The organism is Mesorhizobium sp. M8A.F.Ca.ET.021.01.1.1, assembly GCF_003998025.1.
Taxonomy (GTDB): domain Bacteria; phylum Pseudomonadota; class Alphaproteobacteria; order Rhizobiales; family Rhizobiaceae; genus Mesorhizobium.
Map to the genome: position 1 here is coordinate 1 of NZ_RZSJ01000326.1, position 6,759 is coordinate 6,759.

At 63.4% G+C, this 6,759-nt stretch carries 7 protein-coding genes; 5 read left to right on the forward strand and 2 right to left on the reverse strand.

The annotated features are described in order from the left end of the window. Positions 1-931 (forward strand): WD40 repeat domain-containing protein (locus EOA36_RS22520; protein WP_145969259.1); only part of this gene is annotated, 931 nt, incomplete at its 5' end. 705 nt (positions 932-1,636) lie between these two features. On the opposite strand, the gene EOA36_RS22525 is transcribed toward EOA36_RS22520, so the two are convergent. Continuing rightward, positions 1,637-2,377, reverse strand: a complete 741-nt coding sequence (locus EOA36_RS22525; protein WP_127279486.1) for a sulfotransferase family protein — start codon at positions 2,375-2,377, stop codon at positions 1,637-1,639. A gap of 217 nt (positions 2,378-2,594) precedes the next feature. On the opposite strand from EOA36_RS22525, the gene EOA36_RS22530 reads away from it, so the two are divergent. After that, the gene (locus EOA36_RS22530) at positions 2,595-2,840 is read left to right on the forward strand and encodes an exopolysaccharide production repressor protein (protein WP_127279487.1); all 246 of its coding nucleotides are present in this window, start codon (positions 2,595-2,597) and stop codon (positions 2,838-2,840) included. Positions 2,841-3,369: 529 nt separating this feature from the next. Then, the gene (locus tag EOA36_RS22535) at positions 3,370-3,669 is read left to right on the forward strand and encodes a DUF1236 domain-containing protein (RefSeq protein WP_015316855.1); all 300 of its coding nucleotides are present in this window, start codon (positions 3,370-3,372) and stop codon (positions 3,667-3,669) included. 85 nt (positions 3,670-3,754) lie between these two features. Here the strand turns inward: EOA36_RS22535 and yghU are convergent, their stop codons facing one another. Continuing rightward, on the reverse strand, positions 3,755-4,621 hold the full coding sequence (gene yghU, locus EOA36_RS22540) for a glutathione-dependent disulfide-bond oxidoreductase (protein WP_127279488.1): 867 nt from the start codon (positions 4,619-4,621) through the stop codon (positions 3,755-3,757). 366 nt (positions 4,622-4,987) lie between these two features. Here yghU and EOA36_RS22545 point away from each other — a divergent pair, with 366 nt between their 5' ends. Together EOA36_RS22545 and EOA36_RS22550 are read left to right on the forward strand one after the other, a co-directional pair. Then, complete coding sequence (locus EOA36_RS22545; RefSeq protein ID WP_127279489.1) at positions 4,988-5,893, forward strand: S1C family serine protease; 906 nt, start codon at positions 4,988-4,990, stop codon at positions 5,891-5,893. A gap of 22 nt (positions 5,894-5,915) precedes the next feature. Further along, a partial coding sequence (locus EOA36_RS22550) for a LysR family transcriptional regulator (RefSeq protein WP_145969260.1) occupies positions 5,916-6,759 on the forward strand: 844 nt, incomplete at its 3' end.

Sequence of the window (6,759 nt, forward strand, 5' to 3'; positions counted from 1 at the left end):
GCCGGCGCCACCGCCGCTGCCCACACTGCCCGAAGGCCATCGTGATGCCGTCGTCTGGCTGGCCGTAGCGCCGGACGGGCGTTCGATCATGAGCGCCAGCACCGACCGCGCGATCAAGCTCTGGGATATCGGCGGCAAGCACCTGATCCGCAATCTCGGCGTGCACAAGGACATGGCGCGCACCGCGCTCTACATGCCCGACGGCATCAGCGCCCTGACGGCCGGGGACGACGGCGAGATCGTGCAGCGAAAACTCGCCGACGGCGCGGTCCTGCACGTCTTCCAATCCGGCCAGAACGGCGGCGTCAACAAGCTGGCGATCAGCCCGGACGGCAAGCACGCCGTCAGCGGGCACGACACCGGCAACGTCATCATCTGGGACCTCGTCAACGGCTCCGCGCAGCATGTGCTGACCGGCCATGAGTGGTCGATCAGCGCGGTCGTAGTCTCGCCCGATGGCAGGCAGGCCCTGTCGGGCAGCATCGACGGGACGCTGAAACTCTGGGACATCGAAAGCGGCAAGCAGCTGCGCAGCTGGCACGGCCATGAGCAAGGCACTTATGGCGCCGTGTTCACAGCCGACGGGCATCACCTGATCACCGGCAGCGGCGACCTGACGATCAAGGTCTGGGATCTCGACAGCGGCCGCGAGGTGAAGCGCTTCGAGGGCCACGAGGGTACGGTCTACGCACTGGCGTTGTCGGCGGACGGCAAGCGCCTGCTGTCGGCCTCGCTCGACGGCACCGCAAGGCTGTGGGACATCGAGAGCGGCAACCAGATCGCCATGTTCGACAGCCAGACCGGGCCGATCTACGCGGTGGCCTTCGCCGCCGACGGCACGGTGCTGACCGGCGGCTACGACCGCACAATCAGGGATTGGCCGGCCACCGGGGGCGACGGCGTCGTGCTGTTTGCGGGTGCGCCGGAGTGAGTGGAGATGTCGCGCCCACGCAATCGGAATGCTGAACGCGCCGAGCGCCTGGCCGACACGGACGGGGGGGCGCATTGTTGGGGTGTGCTCGGCGCCCGCGCCAGCCAGGGCGGCTCGTACCGCCGCAATAACATCATCGCACATTGCATGACGGCTGAAACTTCCGCGAAAGCGGAATAGGCAAAGGTTGCAAGGTCCGGCATCCTGACCGGGCATGGTCGGCCAACCACCCGACGGGCGTCGACGAGAGAACAACCTCTTCGCCTTTGCAGCATTGGCCCGGCAAGCCGAGGGCGGACGGTTTATCGCCGGAGCAAGGTGCTGACGCCTCTGAAGTGACGGCCACGGCGTGTTACCGCGCCGTGAATCGAACCGTGCGGTCTTCCTTGTAGGACCAAGGTCTTGGGTGGTACGCGCAAAGGTCCGGGGGGCCTTGTTCGGTTCCGGCAATGTCCATTGGACGTTCCGCTGTTTTATCCAATTGATATATAATGATCCTGTCTCGACGTCAGCTCGAGAAGGGGCAAAAGCCTGTTCCGACAGCCATCGACCGGCGACCGCCCGCCAGGAAAGGCAAGCGCAAAATTGCCGCGAGAGCCGTTGGCAATCAGTGCCGGACCGAAAGCCGGCGGTCGTTGAGGTCGTTTGTTTCGGCAGCGAAAAACTCGACCTGCTCGATGCAGGCAGGCGCGCCTGGGCTTGCCGTTACCCCAGCCACCACCACAATGCCGCGATCACCGCCGTGATGGCGGCTACCGTCAGTCCCAGCATGATGTAGGAGCCCTTGATGATGTCGCGAATTATCTTCTTGATCGTTTCGCGGTCGTTCAGGTTGGGGAAGGGCTCGTTCGGCTGCGCCACGTCGAGGAAATGGCAGAGCGGGCCCCAGCCTTCGCTGACCTTGAACACCAGCAGCTTTTCCGGCGGCACGGCCGCCTTAACCTCGTCGACATAGGCGTTGTAGCGGGCCACCGCCTTGTCGCGGTCGCCCATGACGCCGGCCAGCGTGCGGCCCCAGATGAGCTTGCGCGACATGTCGCCGAACTTGCGGCCGAACGGGGTGAGCCATTCCAGGATCTTGAACTGCCACAGGTTCTCGGTGAAGTAGATCGTGTCGATCGTGCTTTCGTACCATGCCTCGGCGCCGCGTGGGTGCAATGTCAGCAGCACCTTTGCGTCGGGGTAGGCCACCATCAGTTCGCGCCACACGCAGCAGCCGGGATTGTCGACCGTGGCGGTGTAGTTGGCGAACACCTTGTCCCAATCCTGCTGCGAACCGGGAGGGCTGTTGGCCACCTTGCGCCAGAAATCGAGGTGGCCGGTGTTGGCCTTGTTCATGATCACTTCCTGCATGTGGTAGCAGGGCAGGCCAAGCTTGTTCAGCGCGGCAAAGGTCGACCATGTGCCGGTGCGGCCGAAACCGGCCCCGATCAATTTGAGTGTCATTCCCCCATCCCCCACCGGACTTCTTTTTCCCGATTACCCCGGTCCGTGAGCATCAAACTGCTCCTGCCAGCACCGGCGCGCAACAAATTTCTAGGTGGATGACCAGCCGGACACCTCGTACTTGCGTAGTTGCTAAAATAATGAAAGCCTGTGCGCGGGTGCGGAGTTTGGGCAGGGAGTCGCCGGGTCTGGGACGGTTCGGCGATCTTGAAGGGCGATGTATTTTGGGCCATTTCTCGTCGGCATGTCGGCGACCACGACGCTTGTCGCGGTCTGGACCTATATGGCTACCGGCTCCTTCTGGGAGGCGCTTGCCTGGACAGTGATGGTTCTGGTTGTCCTGCAGGTCGGCTACTTCGTGCTCGTCCTGGGGCTTGTCTACAGGCGCGCACAGGACGCCGTGACAAGCCAGGACGGAGTCAGCCAGGTGCCGCCGCTACATCGGGACGGCGTTCGGTTCTAACGAAGAGGCCTGGCTCCGGCCAGGACGACGCTCCCCGCAGCGCATCCCTTCGCCAGGAGGATATCTGGAGGCTTTGCTGACCGGTTTGTCGAGCGTTGTCCACCCCTGCCAAATCGCGGCGGCCAAGGTGGAACGAAGCTGCGATGCGTGCGTTTTCCTGCCGTGGCCGGCGAGGCGCCACCTCCACCGGTCCGTTGAAGGCCCGCTCTGCTCCCGGCAGGGTGGGCCTTTTTCGAAGGCGAGGTAAGCATGGGAACGACACCCCTCGCCATGCGTTAGCTGTTACTAAGGTGGGGTGGTGCCATTGCTTTGCCTTTGCAAAGCGTTTACGTCTTGCCATTCCAGAAAATCGAAGAATTTTTTTTGGGCTGCGAAGCATATCAGCGCTGATAGCTTCGCTTAAATGTCTAACAAATTGTGGCATGTTGTTGGTCGAATGCCACATTCATTTCACATATAGGGATGGAACCTCCGAGTTGCGTGAGAGTTTTTGCTTGAGGCGGAGCAATTACCAATCATGGAGGTTATCATGAAACATTATCTCACGAGTGCCGCGGCTGCCATCGTCCTGCTGGGCGGCGTCGGCGCGGCTTTGGCGGACACCATCGTGGTCCAGCCGGAACAGGAAACGGTCGTTCGCGAATACATCAAGAAGGAGCCGCTGGCGTCGGTGAACCTTCTGGGCGTCGAACTCAAGCTCGGCTCGTCCGTGCCGGACAAGGTCGAACTGCGTGAAGTTCCCAACGTCAAGTACCGCGTCGCGGTGATCAACGATCAGACCGTGCTGGTGGACCCCGACACCCGTCAGATCGTTGAAGTTCTTCACTGATCCGTCTCACGCATCAGGCAAAAAGCCCATCACCGATTTAACTCGGTGATGGGCTTTTTTGCGTCGGGCACAGCTACCCTGAAATCTACTCGGCGGCCAGATTGTCCTGCGTCCTGGTGTCGAAGTCGCTGGCATCATGGCGCTCGTGCAACTGCATGGCCGGTTCGCCGAACGCGCGGTTGACCATGCGGCCGCGCTTTACCGCGGGGCGTTCATCGATCGCTTTCGCCCAGCGCTGCACGTTCTTGTAGTCCTGCACCGACAGGAACTCCCCGGAATCATTATACATCCTGCCGAGCGCCAGCCCACCATACCAGGGCCAGACCGCCATGTCGGCGATGGTGTAATCCTTGCCGCCGAGATATTCGGTCTCGGCCAGCCGGCGATCGAGAACGTCCATCTGACGCTTCACCTCCATCGAGAAACGGTCGATGGCATATTCGAACTTTTCCGGCGCATAGGCATAGAAATGGCCGAACCCGCCACCGAGATAGGGGGCCGAGCCCATCTGCCAGAACAACCAGGACAGGACTTCGGCGCGGGCCGGCTGTTCGGCCGGCAGGAACGGACCGAACTTTTCGGCGAGATAGACCAGGATCGAGCCGGATTCGAAAACGCGCACCGGCGTCTTGCCGCTGTGGTCCATCAGCGCGGGAATCTTGGAATTGGGATTGACCTCGACAAAGCCGCTGCCGAACTGGTCGCCATCGTTGATGCGGATCAGCCATGCGTCGTATTCGGCGCCCTTGTGGCCAAGCGCCAGGAGCTCTTCCAGCATCACCGTCACCTTGACGCCGTTCGGCGTCGCCAGCGAATAAAGCTGCAGCGGATGCTTGCCGACGGGCAAATCCTTGTCATGCGTCGGACCGGCGATCGGGCGGTTGATGCTGGCAAAGGTGCCACCATTGGCTTTGTTCCAGGTCCAAACTTTCGGCGGGGTGTATTCGGTCATGTCGGCTCTCGTATCGTGGGAAGGATGGGCAGGTCACCCATAGCTAGGGCTGCGGAGAAGGAAGTTCAACTTGTGTTGAACTATTGTCAATGTCAGCGCCGCCCCTCATTGTCCTGCCGGACATTTCCCCCCGTATAGTGACGGGGAGAAAGCGGCTGTCATCGGCGATTTCGCCAATTGTCTGAGTCGCAAGAAGGGCGCCGAGGGGTCGCGACAGCATTCTTCTCCCCGTCACTATACGGGGAGAAGGTGCCGGCAGGCGGATGAGGGGCGGCGCCAGCCTAAAAGACGGTCTTTGTCGTCGGCCCTTGCACCCTCTTTGGCATGGCATACCTATATAGATATTACCTACAGGAAATGGATAGCATGACCATCAATCCCAATCCGCGCTCCGTCGTTGCCGTGCGGGCGACCGTTCCCGACGATGCCTTCACCGCCGGCGCCCTCGGCACGCTCAGGGAAGGCAGCGGCGTCGTCATCAGGGATGACGGGCTGGTGCTGACCATCGGCTATCTCATCACCGAGGCCGACGAGGTCTGGCTGACCGCGCATGACGGCCGCGTCATCCCCGCGCACGCGCTGGCCTACGACCAGGAATCGGGCTTCGGCCTCGTCCAGGCGCTGGCGCCGACCGGTCTGCCGGCGGTGGCGCTGGGCGATGCCGGCAAGGCCAGGATCGGCGACGCAGTGGTGCTTGCCGACGGCATCGGCCGGGCGGTCGAGGCCAAGATCGTCACCAAGCAGGAATTCGCCGGCTACTGGGAGTATCTGCTCGACGAGGCGATCTTCATCGCGCCGGCGCATCCGTCCTGGGGCGGCGCGCCCTTGTTCAGCGCCGATGGCGCGCTGCTCGGCATCGGCTCGCTGCGCCTGCAGATGAGCCGCGCGGGCGAGGTTGCCGATATCAACATGGTGGTGCCGATCGACCTCTTGCCGCCGATCCTCGACGATCTGCTGACGCGGGGCCAGGTGGCCAAGCCGCCGCGCCCGTGGCTCGGCGCGCTGTCGGCCGAAAGCGACGGCAAGGTGGTGGTGATGAGCGTGACCGATGGTGGCCCGGCGGCCAAGGCCGGCCTGCGCGAAGGCGACGTCATCTCCGAGGTGCGCGACGGCGCCGTCGACGGGCTCGCCGATTTCTATCGCAAGCTGTGGGAAAGCGGCTCGGCGGGCGCCGAAATTCCGATGCGGGTGGTGCGCGACGGCCGCGAAACCTGGCTGCGCGTCAAGTCCGCCGACCGCGGCAGTTTCCTGAAGAAACCGCAGCTGCAGTAGATCGGACGATTTCGGCCAGACGATGCATCCAAGACTGCTCAGGACCTTCCTCGCGGTGGCGCGCAGCCGCAACATCACCCGCGCCGCCGAGGCGGTTCATCTCGCCCAATCGAGTGTCAGCGACCAGATCCAGTCGCTGGAGGCCGAACTTGGCACTGCCTTGTTCACGCGCCCGAAATCAGGCCTGGAACTGACGCCGGCGGGGCTGGCGCTGAAGCCCATCGCCGAAGAATTGCTGCGGCTCGACGGTGAGGCACGGGCAGCAGTTCAGGCGGCATCTGGGCAGACAAGGGGCGTGCTGACCGTCGGCGCGCTCGAGACGATCGCCTCGGCCCGGCTGGCGCCCTGGCTGCCGGGATTCCAGGCCAGTCATCCCGATATCACCGTGCGGATGAAGGTGGCCGACAGCGGCACGCTGCTGCGCCAGCTGGAGGAGGGCGACATCGATGTCGCGTTCTGTTTCGATCGCCGCGACCTTTCGAACGGCGGCGCCGATCAACGCTTCGCCAGGCGCACGATAGCGGCCGAACCGCTGGCGCTTGTCGCCGCACCGGGGCAGAGCATGGTTCCGCGCGACCTGGCTGCCCTGGCGGCCAAGCGTTTCGTGGCAACGGAGCCTGGATGCATCTATCGACACATGTTCGATATCGCCTTTGCCGAAGCGGGCATCGGCGCGCCGGAACTCGCCGCCGAAGTCGGCAGCATCGGCGCCATTGCGCGGCTGGTGGCTGCCGGCTCGGGGCTGGGCCTCGTTCCACGTCTCGCGGTCAGCGACGCGCTGGCGCGTGGTGATCTCACCGAACTGACATGGCCCGGTGAGATGCGGACGGCGTCGCTGACGATGATCTGGCGGCGCCGTCCGCATC

Coding starts and splice junctions, on each gene's coding strand:
- yghU (WP_127279488.1), bottom strand. CDS start 4,621: ATGACCGAATACACCCCGCCGAAAGTTTGGACCTGGAACAAAGCCAAT.
- EOA36_RS22525 (WP_127279486.1), bottom strand. CDS start 2,377: ATGACACTCAAATTGATCGGGGCCGGTTTCGGCCGCACCGGCACATGG.
- EOA36_RS22545 (WP_127279489.1), top strand. CDS start 4,988: ATGACCATCAATCCCAATCCGCGCTCCGTCGTTGCCGTGCGGGCGACC.
- EOA36_RS22535 (WP_015316855.1), top strand. CDS start 3,370: ATGAAACATTATCTCACGAGTGCCGCGGCTGCCATCGTCCTGCTGGGC.
- EOA36_RS22530 (WP_127279487.1), top strand. CDS start 2,595: ATGTATTTTGGGCCATTTCTCGTCGGCATGTCGGCGACCACGACGCTT.